Source organism: Lentilactobacillus dabitei (assembly GCF_019061365.1).
Classification (GTDB): Bacteria; Bacillota; Bacilli; order Lactobacillales; family Lactobacillaceae; genus Lentilactobacillus; species Lentilactobacillus dabitei.
This window is the reverse complement of the sequence record NZ_JAHPPD010000186.1, coordinates 1-456: the sequence shown is the minus strand read 5'-3', so window position 1 is coordinate 456 and position 456 is coordinate 1. Positions and strand designations below refer to the sequence as shown.

The window sequence follows — 456 nt, the reverse complement described above, 5'->3', positions numbered from 1 at the left end:
TCCTCGAAAACGCAATCGACCGAGTTTAGGAATCTGAATATGTTGGTGATCCAAAAGGCGGACACTCCCATTAGTCATGCTGGGAGACTTCACTTTTCCTGGATACAGACAGGAAGTTTGATACTTTTGCTCGGTTCGTTTGCGATGGAAAATCGGCGTGCCCGATTGATGAACCTTATGGAACATTTTCCAGGCACTTCGGTAATTTTGGATTGCATTGGCTTTCATCAGACTATCCAAATCATTATTATTCAACCAGCCATGGATATTCGAGATGCCAGTTGCCGGCCTTTTCAGCCGCTGTTCAAGCGTTTGGATGCGTTGCTGGACGATCCCAATCGGGATCTTAACCTGTTTCAACTGATATAGTTCGCGATTCATGCCATTCATTTCGTTATAAATAAAACGACTTGCGTCACTGTTACGTTTGATTAACTGCTTTTGCTGATTGGATGG

The 456-nt window shown here is 43.9% G+C and carries 1 protein-coding gene; it reads right to left on the bottom strand.

The features are described from left to right. Positions 1-456 (bottom strand): nuclease/transposase family protein (locus KTE19_RS13725; RefSeq protein ID WP_488225852.1); only part of this gene is annotated, 456 nt, incomplete at both ends.